This window comes from Nonomuraea sp. NPDC001831 (genome assembly GCF_042892035.1).
In the GTDB taxonomy this organism is placed as follows: domain Bacteria; phylum Actinomycetota; class Actinomycetes; order Streptosporangiales; family Streptosporangiaceae; genus Nonomuraea.
The window spans coordinates 17911-33108 of record NZ_JBIATU010000023.1; the positions used below are offsets into that span (position 1 = coordinate 17911).

Annotated in this window: 17 protein-coding genes; 5 read left to right on the forward strand and 12 right to left on the reverse strand. The window is 68.9% G+C overall.

What is annotated here, in order from left to right:
- Nucleotides 1-56: 56 nt before the first annotated feature.
- Together ACFYYW_RS44260 and ACFYYW_RS44265 are read left to right on the forward strand one after the other, a co-directional pair.
- A complete protein-coding gene (locus ACFYYW_RS44260; RefSeq protein ID WP_387659350.1) occupies nt 57-1358 on the forward strand; it encodes an MATE family efflux transporter in 1302 nt (433 codons plus the stop codon).
- Nucleotides 1359-1481: 123 nt separating this feature from the next.
- Nucleotides 1482-2951, forward strand: coding sequence for an APC family permease (locus ACFYYW_RS44265; RefSeq protein WP_387659353.1), 1470 nt, complete (start codon nt 1482-1484; stop codon nt 2949-2951).
- On the opposite strand, the gene ACFYYW_RS44270 is transcribed toward ACFYYW_RS44265, so the two are convergent.
- The 7 genes from ACFYYW_RS44270 to rpsF all read right to left on the reverse strand — a co-directional run bounded on the left by ACFYYW_RS44270 (nt 2948) and on the right by rpsF (nt 7363).
- On the reverse strand, nt 2948-3691 hold the full coding sequence (locus ACFYYW_RS44270; protein ID WP_387659356.1) for an amino acid ABC transporter ATP-binding protein: 744 nt from the start codon (nt 3689-3691) through the stop codon (nt 2948-2950). The two genes, ACFYYW_RS44265 and ACFYYW_RS44270, sit on opposite strands and share 4 nt — an antisense overlap.
- A complete protein-coding gene (locus ACFYYW_RS44275; RefSeq protein ID WP_387659359.1) occupies nt 3688-4527 on the reverse strand; it encodes an amino acid ABC transporter permease in 840 nt (279 codons plus the stop codon). Before ACFYYW_RS44275 ends, ACFYYW_RS44270 begins: the two co-directional genes overlap by 4 nt.
- 17 nt (nt 4528-4544) lie before the next feature.
- Nucleotides 4545-5423, reverse strand: a complete 879-nt coding sequence (locus ACFYYW_RS44280; RefSeq protein ID WP_387659362.1) for an ABC transporter substrate-binding protein — start codon at nt 5421-5423, stop codon at nt 4545-4547.
- Nucleotides 5424-5605: 182 nt separating this feature from the next.
- Nucleotides 5606-6052 (reverse strand): 50S ribosomal protein L9, encoded by a 447-nt coding sequence (gene rplI, locus ACFYYW_RS44285; protein ID WP_352322940.1) that lies wholly within the window; start codon nt 6050-6052, stop codon nt 5606-5608.
- Between the two features lie 14 nt (nt 6053-6066).
- Nucleotides 6067-6303 (reverse strand): 30S ribosomal protein S18, encoded by a 237-nt coding sequence (gene rpsR, locus ACFYYW_RS44290; protein ID WP_020543048.1) that lies wholly within the window; start codon nt 6301-6303, stop codon nt 6067-6069.
- Nucleotides 6304-6366: 63 nt separating this feature from the next.
- The gene (locus ACFYYW_RS44295) at nt 6367-6924 is read right to left on the reverse strand and encodes a single-stranded DNA-binding protein (protein ID WP_352322941.1); all 558 of its coding nucleotides are present in this window, start codon (nt 6922-6924) and stop codon (nt 6367-6369) included.
- A gap of 148 nt (nt 6925-7072) precedes the next feature.
- Complete coding sequence (gene rpsF / locus ACFYYW_RS44300; protein ID WP_026214314.1) at nt 7073-7363, reverse strand: 30S ribosomal protein S6; 291 nt, start codon at nt 7361-7363, stop codon at nt 7073-7075.
- A gap of 266 nt (nt 7364-7629) precedes the next feature.
- Between rpsF and ACFYYW_RS44305 the strand changes: the two genes are divergently transcribed.
- On the forward strand, nt 7630-7872 hold the full coding sequence (locus ACFYYW_RS44305) for a hypothetical protein (protein WP_358291234.1): 243 nt from the start codon (nt 7630-7632) through the stop codon (nt 7870-7872).
- A 58-nt stretch (nt 7873-7930) separates the two neighbouring features.
- On the opposite strand, the gene ACFYYW_RS44310 is transcribed toward ACFYYW_RS44305, so the two are convergent.
- A complete protein-coding gene (locus tag ACFYYW_RS44310; protein WP_352322943.1) occupies nt 7931-8110 on the reverse strand; it encodes a hypothetical protein in 180 nt (59 codons plus the stop codon).
- Nucleotides 8111-8186: 76 nt separating this feature from the next.
- Between ACFYYW_RS44310 and ACFYYW_RS44315 the strand changes: the two genes are divergently transcribed.
- Complete coding sequence (locus tag ACFYYW_RS44315) at nt 8187-8930, forward strand: deoxyribonuclease IV (protein ID WP_364413102.1); 744 nt, start codon at nt 8187-8189, stop codon at nt 8928-8930.
- A 75-nt stretch (nt 8931-9005) separates the two neighbouring features.
- Here ACFYYW_RS44315 and ACFYYW_RS44320 read toward each other — a convergent pair whose 3' ends face one another.
- The 4 genes from ACFYYW_RS44320 to ACFYYW_RS44335 form a co-directional block, all read right to left on the reverse strand.
- The gene (locus tag ACFYYW_RS44320) at nt 9006-10070 is read right to left on the reverse strand and encodes a mannosyltransferase family protein (RefSeq protein WP_387659368.1); all 1065 of its coding nucleotides are present in this window, start codon (nt 10068-10070) and stop codon (nt 9006-9008) included.
- Nucleotides 10067-11383 (reverse strand): glycosyltransferase 87 family protein, encoded by a 1317-nt coding sequence (locus ACFYYW_RS44325; protein WP_352322946.1) that lies wholly within the window; start codon nt 11381-11383, stop codon nt 10067-10069. Before ACFYYW_RS44325 ends, ACFYYW_RS44320 begins: the two co-directional genes overlap by 4 nt.
- Nucleotides 11380-13854 (reverse strand): transglycosylase domain-containing protein, encoded by a 2475-nt coding sequence (locus ACFYYW_RS44330; protein ID WP_387659371.1) that lies wholly within the window; start codon nt 13852-13854, stop codon nt 11380-11382. Before ACFYYW_RS44330 ends, ACFYYW_RS44325 begins: the two co-directional genes overlap by 4 nt.
- A gap of 230 nt (nt 13855-14084) precedes the next feature.
- Complete coding sequence (locus ACFYYW_RS44335; RefSeq protein WP_352322948.1) at nt 14085-14471, reverse strand: DUF5318 family protein; 387 nt, start codon at nt 14469-14471, stop codon at nt 14085-14087.
- Between the two features lie 133 nt (nt 14472-14604).
- Between ACFYYW_RS44335 and ACFYYW_RS44340 the strand changes: the two genes are divergently transcribed.
- Complete coding sequence (locus tag ACFYYW_RS44340) at nt 14605-15189, forward strand: PadR family transcriptional regulator (protein ID WP_352322949.1); 585 nt, start codon at nt 14605-14607, stop codon at nt 15187-15189.
- Nucleotides 15190-15198: the final 9 nt, after the last annotated feature.

Here is a 15198-nt window from a genome sequence, read left to right on the forward strand (position 1 = left end):
GACTGTGGAGGAAAGAAAGTTGGCCCGACACGCCGTGTAATGGCCATAATAGACAAATGCCCATTACACCCCAGGACCGGGAGATTCTGCGGCTCGCGCTGCCGGCGTTCGGCGCGCTGGTCGCCGAGCCGCTCTTCCTGCTGGCCGACTACGCCATCGTCGGCCACGGCCTCGGCACCACGGCCGTGGGCGCGCTGGGGGTGGCGGGGGCCGTCCTGGCGACGCTGGTGAACCTCTGCGTCTTCCTGGCCTACGGCACGACGGCATCCGTGGCGCGGCAGAGCGGCGCCGGCAACCACACGCGGGCCATGCGCAACGGCGTGGACGGCATCTGGCTCGCCCTGTCCATCGGCGTCGTGCTCATCGCCCTGGGCTGGCCGCTGGCGCCGGCCATGGTGGACCTGTTCGGAGCCGGTCCCGACCAGGCCGCGCTGGCCGTGACGTACCTGCGGATCAGCCTGCTCGGCGCGCCCGGCATGCTGGTCGTGCTGGCCGGCACCGGGGTGCTGCGCGGGCTTCAGGACACCGTCACGCCGCTGGTGGTGGCCGTGGGCTCGTTCGCGCTGAACGCGGCGCTGAACGCCTGGTTCGTGCTCGGGCTGCAGTGGGGCATCGCCGGCTCCGCCTGGGGCACCACGCTGGCCCAGACGCTGGGCGCGGCCGTCTACCTGGTCGTGGTGGTCAGGGGCGCGCGACGGCTCGGCACGCCGCTCATGCCCGACCTGGCGGGCGTCCGGCAGGCCGGTACGGCCGGTTTCGCCCTGCTCATCCGTACGGTGTGCCTGCGGATCGTGCTCATCGTGGGCACGGTGGTCGCCACCAGGATGGGCCAGGCCGAACTGGCCGCGTACGCCATCGCCGGCCAGGTGTGGAACCTGATGGCCTTCGCCCTGGACGCGATCGCGATCGCCGGCCAGGCCATCACCGGACGCTCGCTCGGCGCCGGGGACACGGTGGCCACCAGGGCCGCGACCAGGCGGATGATGCAGTGGGGCCTGTGGTCGGGCCTGGCGCTGGGCGTGGTGGTCGTGGCGGCCAGGCCGCTGCTGCCCGGCCTGTTCGGCGCCGACCCGGCGGTGACCGGCGAGCTCCTGGCCGTGTTGTGGCCGGTCGCGCTGTTCCAGCCGATCTGCGGCGTGGTGTTCGTGCTCGACGGCGTGCTGATCGGCGCGGGCGACCAGCGCTACCTGGCCTGGGCCGGGGTGTGGACGACGCTGGCGTACCTGCCGGCGGCGTTCCTGGCCGCCGGGTTCGGCGTGGTCGCGCTCTGGTGCGCGCTCGGGGTGTGGATGATCGCCCGGTTGATCACCCTCGGGCGGCGCGCGGTCGGCACGGCCTGGCTGGTGACCGGCGCGTAGCCGATCCGACCAGCCGCGTCCCCCCCTGCGGACGCCCGGACGCCGGGTCACCGTAATCGTCCTGTGCTTGCCGTTGTCCAAGTGGTGAGACAGAGTGGGCGAGTTCCCTGAGCGGGGTGTTCCGTGTCCACGATTCTTCGACGACTGCCACCGTCAGAGGCGACCGGGTTACGCACCGGCGCCCGGCACAGCCTGCCCGAGGTCTACCGCCCGGCCGACCTCGTCGTTCTCGGGCTCGGCGTCATCATCGGCGCCGGCATCTTCAGCATCGCCGGCGAGCAGGCCCACACCATGGCCGGTCCCGGCGTGATCCTCTCGTTCATGATTGCCGGTATCGCGTGCCTGCTCGCCTGCCTGTGCTACGCCGAGCTGTCGTCCACGATGCCGACCTCGGGCAGCGCCTACACCTTCACGTACGTCATCTTCGGCGAGGTCTGGGCCTGGATCATCGGCTGGGCGCTGATCCTGGAGCTGCAGTTCGCCGCCGCGGTGGTGGCCAGGGCGTGGGCGTCCATCGCGGTCAAGGCGGTCGCCGACTTCGGCGTGCGGGTGCCTCAGGGTGTGGACGACGTGCTCGTCCTGGTCATCCTGGTGCTGCTCACGGGCATCGTGGCCGTCGGCGCGCGGGTGGGGCTCCGGGCGCTGTGGATCATGGTGTCGGCCAAGCTGCTGGCCATCGGGGCGGTCATCGTCGTGGGCCTGACCCACATCGACGTGGCCAACTACGGCGACTTCTACGTCGAGCCCAAGGCCCTGCCCGTCCGTCCGCAGACCATCATCGAGCTCTTCGCCGGGCACGGCATGGCCTTCGGCTGGTTCGGCGTCTTCGCCGCGGCCTCGGCGATCGCGTTCGCCTACATCGGCTTCGACATCGTCGCGACCTCGGCCGAGGAGAGCGTCAACGCGCCGAAGTCGGTGCCCAAGGGCATGATCCGCAGCCTGGTGATCGCCACGGTCATCTATCTGGCGGTCGCGCTGGTCATGGTGGGCATGGTGTCGTACACGAAGATCAGTGGGGATGCGCCGCTGTCCAGCGCGTTCCGTGCCGTGGGCGTGGACTGGATGGTGCACGTCATCGACGCGGGGGCGGTGCTCGGGCTGACGACCGTGATCCTGGTGCTGATCGTGGGTCAGACGCGGGTGCTGTTCTCGATGGCCCGCGACGGGCTGATCCCGCGCGGCCTGGCCACGGTCAGCCGCAAGTACCACACCCCGTCGCGGGTGACGCTGGTGATCGGGTTCATCGCGATCGTGCTGGCCGAGTTCGTCCCGGTGCTCACCATGCAGGAACTGGTCGTCATCGGGACGCTCTTCGCGTTCCTGTTCGTGGCGGCCGGGGTGATCGTGATGCGGCGGCGCATGCCGCACCTGGAACGCGGCTTCCGCGTGCCGCTCTCGCCGCTGCTGCCCGCGCTGTCGCTGGTCGCCACGCTGTGGCTGATGCTCAACCTGCGCCTGCTCACCTGGGCGTGGTTCGTCCTGTGGATGGCCTTCGGCCTGCTGGTCTACCTTCTGTACGGCCGCCGCCACAGCCTGCTGGCCACCCCGCGGGAGGCCCCGGCCGAGCCCGGCCGGGGCCGCCACCGTCGCTAGAGGCGTCCGGATTCGAGCACGCTGCGCAGGAACTCCCTGGTGCGCGGCTGCTCCGGCGCGGCGAAGATCTTCTCCGGCGGGCCCTTCTCCACCAGCACCCCGCCGTCGAGGAAGCACACAGTGTCGGAGATGTCGCGGCAGAAGCTCATCTCGTGGGTCGTGAGGATCATCGTCATCCCCGACTCCTTGAGCTCCCTGACGATCCCCAGCACCTCCACCACCAGCTCGGGGTCGAGCGCCGAGGTGACCTCGTCCAGCAACATCAGCCTGGGCTGCATGGCCAGCGCCCGGATGACCGCCACCCGCTGCTGCTGCCCGCCCGAGAGCTGGTCGGGGTACGCGCCGGACTTGGCCGCGAGCCCGAACCTGGCCAGCAGCTCGTGCGCCTGCTCCTCGGCCTGTTCCTTGGACGTTTTGAGCACCCGCCGGGGCGCGAGCGTGATGTTGTCGAGCACGCTCATGTGCGGGAACAGGTTGAACGCCTGGAAGACGATGCCGAGCCGCTTGCGCACGTCGTCGACGTCCACGCGGGGGTCGGTGATCTCCTGGCCGTCGAGGTGGATGGCGCCGTCGTCGACGGTCTCCAGCAGGTTCACGCAGCGCAGGAGGGTGGACTTGCCCGACCCGGACGCGCCGATGAGGCTGACGACCTCGTGCGCCTGCACCTCAAGGTCGATCCCGCGCAGCACGCTGTGGCCGTGGAAGTTCTTCCACACCCCTTCGATGGTCAGCAGGCTCATGCGCCACGCCTCCTGCGCGTACGGGCGGCCAGGTGGTCGGTGAACCTGGCCATCGGGATCGTGAGCAGGATGAACACCAGCGAGGCGACCAGGTAGGGGGTGTAGTTGAACTTGCTGGTGGCGATGATCTGAGCCTGCCTGAGCGCCTCCAGCGGCCCGATGGTGGCCACCAGGGCGGTGTCCTTCTGCAGCGAGACGAAGTCGTTGAGCAGCGGCGGCACGACCCTGCGGGTGGCCTGCGGAAGCACCACGAACCGCATGGCCTTGAAGTGGCTCAGGCCCAGCGAGCGGGCGGCGGCGATCTGGCTCGGATGCACCGACTCGATGCCGGAGCGGAACACCTCGGCCACGTACGCGCCGTACGACAGCGTCAGCGCGATCACGCCCAGCGTCGCCAGGTCGGTCGGGATGCCCTGCAACCGCAGCGCGGGCAGCCCGAACCCGATGAGGTAGATGACCAGGATCGTCGGCACGCCGCGGAAGACGTCGGTGTAGAGCGTGGCCAGGGCCCTGATCGGGAAGAACGCGGGCGTGGTGATGCCCCTGGCCAGCGCCACCAGCAGCCCGACGATCAGGATCAGCGGCTCGGCGATCAGGAACATCTTGATGTTGAGCAGGAACCCTTCCAGCACCTTGGGCAGCGCGGCGACGAACCATTCGGGCGCGAAGAACGCCTCCTGGACCCGGGGCCAGCCGGGCGAGTTCGTGACCAGGACGGCGACCAGGACGATGAACACGATCGTCGAGGCCGTCGCGATCGAGGCCGAGCGGCGCGCCCGTGACCGGCGGACGCGCTCGCGCTCAAGCTGCCGTTGCGAGGGGACGTGCTCGCTCACGGGCTTACTGGTCGGGCTCACGACAGTTCGGGCGCGCCCGCCGCCGAGCCCAGCCATTCCTGCTCGATCTTCGCCAGCTCACCCTTCGACTTCAGCGCGTCGACGGCCTTGTCGACGCAGGGCTTGAGCGCGCTGCCCTTCTCCATGACCAGCCCGAACTCCTCCGGCGTGCCGCCGGTCGAGCTGAACTGGCCGACGATCTTGGAGTTCTCCACCTGGGCGGCCGTCACGTAGAACGCGGTGGGCAGGTCGACGACGATCGCGTCCACCTGCTTGTTCTTCAGCGCGTTCACGGCGTCGACCTGGTCGTTGTAGACGTTGGGCTCGGCGGAGGGCTTGACGACGTCCTTCACGCCGGCCAGCGACGTGGTGCCCACCTGGACGCCGAACTTGGCGTCCTTGAGCTCGGCCACGCTCTTGGCCTCGGCGAACTTGCTGCCCTTGATCGCCACGACGGCCTGCTTGACCGTGTAGTAGCCCTTGCTGAAGTCGACGGCCTTGGCGCGGTCGGGGTTGATCGAGACCTGGTTGACGTCGAAGTCGAACTGCTTGGCCCCGGGTGCGAACGCGGAGTCGAACTTGACCGTGCTCCACTCCACCTCGGTCCGGTCGAAGCCGAGCTCACCGGCCACCGCGAACGCCACCGCGCTCTCGAACCCCTGGCCGTTGCTCGGGTCGTCGTTCTTGAACCACGGCTCGTAGGCCGGCTTGTCGGTGCCGACCGTCAGCTTGCCGCCGTTGACGAGCTTGAGCTGGTCCTTGGCGCAGGCGTCGGCCGCCGTGGAGCCGGTCGCGGCGGGACCGGTCGCCGTGGCAGCCGGCTGGTCGGCCGGGGCACATGCGACGGCCCCTACCGCGAGCACACCGATCGCGAGCAGCATCGTGGAACGGGCCATGGCAGAGCCTCCAGGGGGAAACACACACAAAGAACGCAGGCATTCTACGCTGCCCCGATAGGGATTAAGTGCGCAGGTCACCAGGTCAGCCGGCCCGCCGGGGAACGCGTCGCCGTGGCAGCCGGTCGCCCGGAACGCGAAAAAGCCCCCCTCCTGGCGGAGAGGGGCTTGATCAGCGTTCGTCAGCCGGCCACGACGTCGACGTCGACGGACGCCGACACCTCGGGGTGGAGCTTGACGGTGATCTTGTGCGACCCGACACTCTTGATCGGGTTGCGGATCTCGATGCGACGGCGGTCGAGGATCGGGCCGCCGGCCGCCTTGACGGCGTCGGCGATGTCGCCCGTGGTGATCGAGCCGAACAGCCGGCCCGACTCGCCCGCGCGGGTGGACAGCCGCACGCGCAGGGCGCCGAGCTGGCCGGCGACCTCCTTGGCGGTGCCGAGGTCGCGGATCTCGCGAGCGTCGCGAGCCTTCTTGATGGTCTCGATCTGGCGCTCGGCGCCACGCGTCCAGCGCATGGCGTAGCCGCGCGGGATGAGGTAGTTACGGCCGTAGCCGTCCTTGACCTCGACGACGTCGCCAGGGGCGCCGAGGCCGGAGACCTCGTTGGTGAGGATGAGCTTCATGTCGACAGACCTCCTTAGCGCGCGGTGCTCGTGTAAGGCAGCAGAGCCACCTCACGGGCGTTCTTGATCGCGGTCGCCACGTCGCGCTGGTGCTGGGTGCAGTTGCCCGTCACCCGGCGCGCACGGATCTTGCCGCGGTCGGAGATGAACTTCCGCAGCAGCGCCGTGTCCTTGTAGTCGACGTATGAGATCTTGTCGTGGCAGAACAGGCAAACCTTCTTCTTGGGCTTGCGCAGTGCCGGCTTAGCCATCGTGGTGCTCCTCTCAGAGCCCCGCCTTTCGGGCGGGAATGGACTCGGGCTTGTGGACAGGTGTTAGAAAGGCGGTTCGTCGCTGAAGTCGTTGCCGCCGCCGAAGCCGCCGCCCTGGTTGCCGCCACCGCCGCCGCCGAAGCCGCCGCCGCCGCCCTGGTAGCCGCCGCCCTGGGGCGGGGCGGGCGAGGCAGAGGCCCACGGGTCGTCGGCGGGACCGCCGCCGAAGCCGCCGCCACCGCCGCCACCCTGGCGGGTGGTGCGGTTGACCTTGGCCGTGGCGTTGCGCAGGGACGGGCCGACCTCGTCGACCTCGACCTCATAGACCGTGCGCTTCTCGCCTTCCTTGGTCTCGTAAGACCGTTGCTTGAGCCGCCCCTGCACGATGACCCGCATGCCGCGCTGGAGGCTCTCGGCGGCGTTCTCCGCCGCCTGCCGCCACACGTTGCAGGTCAGGAAGAGGCTTTCGCCATCCTTCCACTCGTTGGTCTGGCGATCCATGAACCGCGGAGTGGACGCGATGCGGAATCGAGCCACCGCTTGACCCGTCGGGGTGAAGCGCAGCTCCGGGTCGTCGACAAGGTTGCCGACGATGGTGATTACGGTGTCGCCTGCTGCCATGGCTAGCGCTCGCCTTCCTGCACGCCTTCGCTTGGATTACGGCTCAGAGTACGGGTGCTCTCCGACAAAAAGCCGGTGGTCGTCAACAAGAAACCCGCTCGTTGAGCCGCCTCCCGGAGGGACGGCCCGCTTCGCGGCTTTCCTGTGGCTAGTGCACGTCCGGGCGCAGGACCTTGGTGCGCAGGATGCCCTCGTTGAGGTTCATCTGGCGGTCGAGCTCCTTGACCGTCGCGGGCTCCGCGGACAGGTCGATGACGGCGTAGATGCCTTCCGACTTCTTGTCGATGTCGTAGGCGAGACGGCGACGGCCCCAGACGTCGACCTTCTCCACGGTGCCGCCGTCGTTGCGGACCACGGTGAGGAACTGGTCGAGGGACGGCGCGACAGTGCGCTCATCGAGCGAAGGGTCCAGAATGACCATTACTTCGTAACGACGCATGCGGGACTCCAACCTCCTCTGGACTTTTGCGGTCACGACACTCTGCCGTGACAGGAGGACGCTGACGTCAGGCCGCGGCGCCCCATTTCGGCGCCCCGGGGCGATGGGTCACCCATCACAACGCAGCGCTGCCCAGGTTACCAGCCACGAGTAGGTGGGAAGGCCTGTAGGAAACCAAGGGGGTGGCGGCTGTGCCACATGTGCTTCATCCCTCCGAAAGGGAGCGGTTCAGGCTCACGCTCAACACCGACGGACGCTCTCACCCGGTGGAGAACGGCCTGGCGATCGCGACACTGGTGTGCGGGCTCGTGGCGTTCGTCGCCGCGTTCTTCCCCGCCGCCCACGTGATCTCGTCCTGGATCGGCACGCTCGGCTTCGGGACCGGGCTCTACTCGCAGTACATCTCGGTGACCACGCCGCAGCGCTCGGTCAACATCGTGGGCCTGGTGGCCTCGTTCGTGGGGGCCGTGCTCGGCATCGCCCACGGCGGCTTCCTGCCGCATCCTTGACGGGCCCCGCACCCGGCGAACGGCCCCGGTGACGCCGGGGCCGTCGGGCATATGTGACTCACCTGCCGATGTGCAGGTCGATGCCGAGCAGCACCAGGAACCAGAGGAACACCGCGAGCAGGGCCTCGGCGACGTCCCGGAGGAGACCCGGGGTGATGTAGTCGTGGAGCCAGGCGACGTAGATTCCGACGATCACGTAGACCAATAAGATCAGCGCCCGCAGCCGCCAGCGTGTCATGTGCGCTCTCCTCGGGGGTAGGGGGTGCCGGGCGTCTTCCCGGAGGCCGTTGCGCCAAACGGATAAGCTCCTTGACATGGTGCGTATCGGAGCTCACGTCGACCAGGACGATCCCGCCGCTCACGCCGAACGGGTCGGGGCGGAGGTCGTGCAGTTCTTCCTCGGCGACCCGCAGGGCTACGCCAAGCCGGTGCTGCCGGACAAGCCGGTCGAGGGCGTCGACGTCTACATCCACGCCCCCTACCTGATCAACGTCGCCACGACGAACAACCGCATCAGGATCCCCAGCCGCAAGCTGCTCGAACAGCACCTCAAGGCGGCCGCGGGGATCGGCGCCAAGGGCCTGGTCGTGCACGGCGGCCACGTCAACAAGAGCGACGACCCGCAGGTGGGCTTCGACAACTGGCGCAAGGTGTTCGAGCGCATGGAGTGCCCGATCCCCGTGCTCATCGAGAACACCGCGGGCGGCGGCAACGCCATGGCCCGCAAGCTGGAGCGCATCGCCCGTCTGTGGGACGCGCTCGACGGCTTCGACGTGGGCTTCTGCCTCGACACCTGTCACGCGCACGCGGGCGGCGAGGAGCTGGTCGACCTGGTCGAGCGGGTCAAGGCGATCACCGGCCGCATCGACCTCGTCCACTGCAACGACTCGCGCGACGACTTCGACTCCGGCGCCGACCGGCACGCCAACCTGGGTCAGGGGAAGATCGACCCCGAGCTGATCCTCGCGGTCTGCCGCGCGGCGGGCGCGCCGGTCGTGGTGGAGACGCCGGGCGAGGGCCAGGCCGACGACATCGCGTTCCTGCGCAAGAACCTCTGAACGTCTCCCGACCGAAAACACACAGCCTGTGGATAACTTCCCTGGATTACCGAGGCGAAGAAACGGGTAGAGATCTCAGCCCGCCCAGGCGCCCGTGAGGAAGCGGGCCGCGTTCAGGTACATGAGCGGCCCGCAGAGCACCGCGTACAGCACGATCACCCACGGCTTCCTGGTCGCGACCTTGGCGACCAGGACCCACAGCGGGAACCACAGCAGCAGCGAGCGCGGGATGGACAGGTAGTACGCCGAGGTCATCAGCGCCGCCGCCGGCAACCCGCAGTAGACGGCCTCGCTCCACCTGCGCAGCGCCAGCAGCCACACCAGCACGCCCACCGCCAGCACGGCGCCGGCGATCTCCATGCGGAAGGCCACCGCGAAGTCGTCGGTGCCCATGGCCGAGTTCCACGTCGTGCGCCACGCCTCCCAGGGCCAGACGAAGTCGCGTCCCCAGCCGGCCTCCTGCGCGTGCTTCCACGCCAGCCAGTCGCCCGAGCGCCGGTAGTGGTAGAAGGAGTACGCCGCCAGCGGAAGGAACGGCACCGCCAGCCAGCCGGCCCGCCGCCACGACTCCCTGCTCCTGACGAACTCCACCGCCAGCGCGACCGCCAGGAACAGCCCGGTGATCCGCACGCACGACGCCCCCGCCGCCAGCAGGACGGCCTGCGGCCAGCGTCCGAGCCGGGCGGCCAGCCAGGCGGGGATCGCGAAGGCCAGGAACAGCGACTCGCTGTAGCCCGCCGCCAGGAACACGGCCATCGGGAACAGCAGCAGCGCCAGCACCGCCATCCAGCCGGTCGCGCCCTCGAACTCGGCCAGCCGGGCCAGCGCGACCATGGCCACCGCCCCGGCGACCAGCGAGATCAGCAGCCCGCAGATCGCCCAGTCGGGCACCACGAGATGCACCGCCCGCAGCACGACCGGCAGGCCGGGGAAGAACGCGGGCAGGCCGTCGTCGCGTGGCTTGCCCGGCTCGCCGTCGTACCCGTACTGGGCGATGGTGAGGAACAGGCCGGCGTCCCATTGGCGCCACTTGCCGGCGTACTCGGCCAGGGTCAGGCCGAGCAGCGTCGACAGCAGGAGCCCGGCCCGCGATCCGAGCCACAGCAGCAGCGCGTCCCGAGCGGCCGAGCGGGTGATCATCTTGTCTTCAGCACGAACCGGTCGGGGGCGTCGTCGAACACCCCGCCCGCCTGGTCGTCGATGCCGTCCTGGCGCACCACGTCCCGGTCCGGACGCAGGATGTCACGGACGACGAACGCCATCATGATCCCGATGGTGATGACCCGTCCCCAGACGGCGGTGAAGTACGTGTTGTCCCCGATGCCCAGGTCGTCCCTGCTGAGCGGGGGCTGGGCGAGCAGGTAGAGCCAGATCGCCGCGAAGTACCAGACCTCGGCGAGCTGCCACAACGCCAGCGGCTTCCACCTGGGCCTGGCCAGCACCGCGAACGGCACCAGCCACAACACGAACTGCGGCGACCACACCTTGTTCGTCATCATGAACGCGGCCAGGGCGAGGAAGCACAGCTGCGCCAGCCGGGGCCGGCGCGGCGCGGTGAGCGCGAGCACGGCGATGCCCAGGCAGAGCGCGGCCAGCGTCACCATGCCGAGCGTGCTGACGTCGGCCTCGCCGAGGATCCCCCAGCCCTTGCGCTGGAAGAACAGCCAGGGCGAGCCCCAGTCGATCCCGCGTTCCTGGGAGAAGACGTAGAACCGGCGCCAGCCGTCCCAGGCGAAGACCATGAAGGGCACGTTCACCACGAGCCAGGCCCCCGCGGCCGACCCCACCGTCACCAGGAACGGCCGCCAGCGCGCGGTCCGCAGCGTGAGCAGGAACAGCGCGCCGAGGAACATCAGCGGGTAGAACTTGGTCGCGATCGCCAGCCCGAGCAGCACGCCCGCGAGCACCTGCCGCCTGCGCGCCCAGGCCAGCAGCATGCCCATCGACAGCGCGCCGGCGACCAGGTCCCAGTTGATGTACGCGGCCAGGATCACGGCCGGCGAGATCGCGTACCACAGCGCGTCCCACCGGCGGGTGGGCCCGGCCACCGCCGCCATCAGCAGGACGCCGGCCACCAGGCACACGCCGAGCAGCAGGACCGTGAGGTCGTAGAACCGGACGGCCTGCGCGACCTGGTCGAGCTCCAGCTTCCGCGAGATCCAGGCGATGGCCTGCATCACCTCGCCGAGCACCACGGGGTACTCGACCTGCTTGTCGAACGGCACGTCGGCGAAGTACGGGTTCTGGGTCGCGAGCTGCCGATCGAAGTACAGCGGGTAGATGTCGGTGTAACAGAAGTTCGTGTACGTCTGGACCTGGTCGTTCCACCCGCCGGTCCGGCACGGCAGCCGCACGACGTAGCCGAGGACGGCCCCCAGGGCGGCGATCAGCCCCAGGGGCAGGTACGGCACGGCACGCGCCGCCAGCGGGACGCGTGCCTCGGTCGTGGTCACCACTCCTCGTGCCGGGCGCTCATCTGCGAGCTGCCCGTCGGCCGGGAGTCGGGCGCCCGGCCGCCTCCGCCGCCGCTCAGGATGCCGTGGTCGTCGGCCTCGGGGATGCCGGTGTCCTGCGAGTCGTCGGTGACGTCGCCGCTGTCGTCGTTGCACGGCGCGGCCAGGCAGTTCTGGTCGCCGCCGTCGTCGAAGGGGTTGTCCGCGCCGTCGTCGAACGGGTTCGTGGCGGTCGGCGTCGGCGTCGGCACCGGGCGCTCCACGATGTTCTCCGGCAGGCCGATGTCGGCCTTCTGCGGGAACTGCTCGATCGGCTTGCCCTCGTGGGCGGCGAGCATGAACCGCCGCCAGGTCGCGGTGGGCGGGCCGGCGCCCTCGAAGCCGAGCGAGACCTCCTTGGCCCTGGTGTACGGGTTGTTCGGGCCGTACTTCTTGCTCGGCTTCTTCTCGTCGGGGGTCACGGGACAGTTCGAGTGACGGGGCTGGACGATCTTGCCCGTCTTGGTCACGCACTGCTCGCGGTAGAACCCGACGGCCGTGGAGATCTGCGGGGTGTAACCGACGAACCAGGCTTCCTTCTCGTCGTTGTTGGTGCCGGTCTTGCCGGCCGCGGGCCGGTTGCCGAGGCCCTGGCCGGCGGCGGTGCCGCTCCTCAGCACCTCCTGCATGGCGGTCGTCGCGTCGGCGGCCACCTCCGCGTCGATGACCCTGGTCGAGGTCCGCTGCTCGGGGTAGACGACCTGGCCGTTGAGCTTGACGTCCTGGACCACGTGGTACTTGGTGTACTTGCCGCCGTTGGCGAAGATCGAGTATCCGGCGGCCTGCTCGACCGGCTTGACCAGGGCGCTGCCGATGGCGAACTGGAACTGGTGCTCCTTGACGTCCTGGTCCATGCGCCCCTTGTCGAACCCGGCGTTCTCCACGAGCTCCTTCACCTCGTCGAGCTTCCTGGGCAGCTTGAACGCCATCGACACGTAAGCGGTGTTGACGGACTGCGCCGTGGCCTTCACCACGTCGACGGCCTGGCCGACGTTGTGGCTGTTGCGGAAACCGCCGTTCTGCTGGCCGGGGATGACCTTCGGCACGGTCTGGTTGCCCGGCACGTAGCTCTTGAGCGAGTAACCGGCCTGCAGCCAGGCCGCCAGCACGTACGGCTTGAACGCCGACGCGGCCTGCTTGTTGGCGTCGAAGGGCTCGTTGAACGGGTCGGTGAGGAAGTTCGAGCCGCCGTAGAAGGCCAGGACGCGGCCGTTCCGCGGATCGACGGCCGCCAGCCCGGCGTGGTACTCCTTCGACCTGGTCGCCAGCTCGGTCTCCACCGCCGTCTTGGCGGCCTTCATGAGCTTCTCGTCGAAGGTCGAGGTGATCTGGTAGCCGCCGCTCCTGACCATGTCAGGGGTGAGCTTGCGCTGCTTCAGCTCCTCCAGCACCTGCGTGATCATGTAGCCGCGCAGGCCCGCGTAGACCTCTTTGGTGTCGCCCTTGTAGACCTTGGGGAACTTCGCCTTCGCCGGCAGGTCGCCGTACTTGTCGGGCCACTGCTCGGCCATGTACTTGATGGTGGTGCTCCACCGTTCGCGCAGGCCGGGGTCGTCGGGGCCCCAGCTCGGGCGCTGGATGCGGGCGGCCAGGTAGGCGCCCTGCTCGGGGGTCAGGTCCTTGGCGTGCACGTTCTTGCCGAAGTACGCCTGCGAGGCGGCCTCGACGCCGTAGGCGAGGCCGAAGTTCACGGTGTTGAGGTAGCGGGCGAGGATCTCTTCCTTGCTCAGCGACTGGTTGAGCTTGACCGCGACGAAGATCTCCTTGAGCTTGCGCTTGACGGAGACCTCCTGGCTGAGGCCGTCGTAGTAGCCGCGGGCCATCTGCTGGGTGATGGTCGAGGCGCCCTGGAGCTGCTGGCCGGTGGCGGTCATCCACACCGAACGTGCCATGCCCGAGATGGAGACGCCGGAGTCCTCGTAGAACGTCTTGTTCTCGATGGCGACCGTGGCGTCCTTGACGGTCTGGGCCATCTTGTCGATGGTGACGGTCTGCCGGGGCACGCCGAGCTTGGCCAGGACCTTGCCGTTGCGGTAGTAGAGCGTGCTCTGCTGCGCCACCGCCGACGCCTGCGTGCCCTCGGGCACCGGCGTGAGGTTGTACGCGACCATGATCATGCCGAAGATGCCGGCCGCCAGCACGACGACGCTGGCCACGACGATCTTCCAGCTCGGCACGAACCGGCGCCAGCCGCCGCGCTTCCCGTCGGGCCGGCCGGGCGGGCCCGGCGGCTCGGGCGGCTCGCCCTGCCCGCTCGCCCTGCGCGAACGCCTGGGCGGCGCGTCGCTGACCATCGTCTCCTGGTTGCTCAGCGAACGCGTGTCCTGCCGGGCCCGGGAGCGGCCGCGCGGCGCCGGCTCCTCACGCCCCTGGGGCGCCCCGCGCTGGGGCTGCGGCCCGGAGGCGGGGTCGCCGTACGGCTGCGCGGACATCGCGCCCGTCTGCTCATAAGCGGCTTCAGGACGACGCTGCTGCTGCGAAGCACCCCAATCGGAATCGCCGGTTTGGGGAGGAGAACCTGGGGGCACAGAACGGGATGAGTTGGAGCGACGGCGCCTTCCCGGGCGGGCCGTCCCCTCATTCATGCTGTTACTCACACGTCCTCGCATCGTCGTCGGATAAAACGGCGTATGGGCGTGAGGTGACTCGCCGCCCTCGGTGTTCACGGTTGGCCGACGAGGTCTGGCGGTCCGTTGCCGAGGACGAACGAGACCGTCAGGTGGTTCCAGGAACAACCTTGGCAGACCTCGACGACGTACACCCGGAACTCATCGTAATCATGGGCCATTTCGACAAGCTCTGACGTGGCCTTTGCCTGACCGGCATGCCGCCCCAGCGAATCGCCGAAGACATAGGTCACGTTGGTGACGTTCTCCCTCTCGCACACCGGGCAGAGACGTTCGGTCGGCTCGCCGAACACGCGGGCCGCGCGAAGGAGGTACGGCTGTGCGTCACAGAGGTCCCCGCGCGAGGCACGGCCCACCTCCAGGGAACGGACCGCTGCCCGCTTGGCGAGGCCGTAGTCCACCACCCTCCGCTGTGACCACATGAGCGCCAGACTACGGCGTTTTACCGATTCATCCCAACGGCTTGGCAAATCCTTTGATTGCGGCCTTATAGCGAATCGACGTATCCTCTGGATGTATCGACTCGATACATCGACGCGAGAGGGGGCGGTTCCAGTGGCCAGCGGACAAGGCAGAGTTCTGGAGCTAGCCGTGCTCGGGTCGCTGCACGAACAGCCGCTGCACGGCTATGAGCTGCGCAAACGGCTCAACGCCCTGCTGGGCATGTTCCGTGCGTTCTCCTATGGATCGCTGTACCCCTGTCTGCGATCACTTCTGGCCCAGGGCCTCATCGTGGAGGAGCAGCCCGCTCCCGCCACGATCGTCGGCGGCCGGTCGAAAATCGTCTACAAGCTCACCGCGGAGGGCAAGGAACGCCTCCAGGAGCTGCTGACCCAGGCCGGCCCGTCAGCCTGGGAGGACGAGAGCTTCGGTGTGCACTTCGCCTTCTTCAGGCACACGGAGGCCGAGGTGCGCCTGCGCATCCTCGAAGGCCGCCGCAGCCGCCTGGAGGAGCGCCTCGACAGCGTGCGCACGGCGCTGGCCCGTACCAGGGAGCGGCTCGACAGCTACACGCTGGAGCTGCAGCGCCATGGGCTCGAGTCGGTCGAACGCGAGGTGCGTTGGCTGAACGAGCTGATCGCCACGGAGCGGCGGGCCTCGGAAGGGCCCGAGAGAGATACCACGTCAACTGATGAGTAAGGGAGCGAG

What these genes read in the sequence shown, in the direction of transcription:
- ACFYYW_RS44270 (WP_387659356.1), bottom strand. Translation starts at nt 3,691, where the DNA reads ATGAGCCTGCTGACCATCGAAGGGGTGTGGAAGAACTTCCACGGCCAC.
- rpsR (WP_020543048.1), bottom strand. Translation starts at nt 6,303, where the DNA reads ATGGCTAAGCCGGCACTGCGCAAGCCCAAGAAGAAGGTTTGCCTGTTC.
- rplI (WP_352322940.1), bottom strand. Translation starts at nt 6,052, where the DNA reads ATGAAGCTCATCCTCACCAACGAGGTCTCCGGCCTCGGCGCCCCTGGC.
- ACFYYW_RS44315 (WP_364413102.1), top strand. Translation starts at nt 8,187, where the DNA reads ATGGTGCGTATCGGAGCTCACGTCGACCAGGACGATCCCGCCGCTCAC.
- ACFYYW_RS44320 (WP_387659368.1), bottom strand. Translation starts at nt 10,070, where the DNA reads ATGATCACCCGCTCGGCCGCTCGGGACGCGCTGCTGCTGTGGCTCGGA.
- ACFYYW_RS44260 (WP_387659350.1), top strand. Translation starts at nt 57, where the DNA reads ATGCCCATTACACCCCAGGACCGGGAGATTCTGCGGCTCGCGCTGCCG.
- ACFYYW_RS44295 (WP_352322941.1), bottom strand. Translation starts at nt 6,924, where the DNA reads ATGGCAGCAGGCGACACCGTAATCACCATCGTCGGCAACCTTGTCGAC.
- ACFYYW_RS44310 (WP_352322943.1), bottom strand. Translation starts at nt 8,110, where the DNA reads ATGACACGCTGGCGGCTGCGGGCGCTGATCTTATTGGTCTACGTGATC.
- ACFYYW_RS44280 (WP_387659362.1), bottom strand. Translation starts at nt 5,423, where the DNA reads ATGGCCCGTTCCACGATGCTGCTCGCGATCGGTGTGCTCGCGGTAGGG.
- ACFYYW_RS44330 (WP_387659371.1), bottom strand. Translation starts at nt 13,854, where the DNA reads ATGTCCGCGCAGCCGTACGGCGACCCCGCCTCCGGGCCGCAGCCCCAG.
- rpsF (WP_026214314.1), bottom strand. Translation starts at nt 7,363, where the DNA reads ATGCGTCGTTACGAAGTAATGGTCATTCTGGACCCTTCGCTCGATGAG.
- ACFYYW_RS44335 (WP_352322948.1), bottom strand. Translation starts at nt 14,471, where the DNA reads ATGTGGTCACAGCGGAGGGTGGTGGACTACGGCCTCGCCAAGCGGGCA.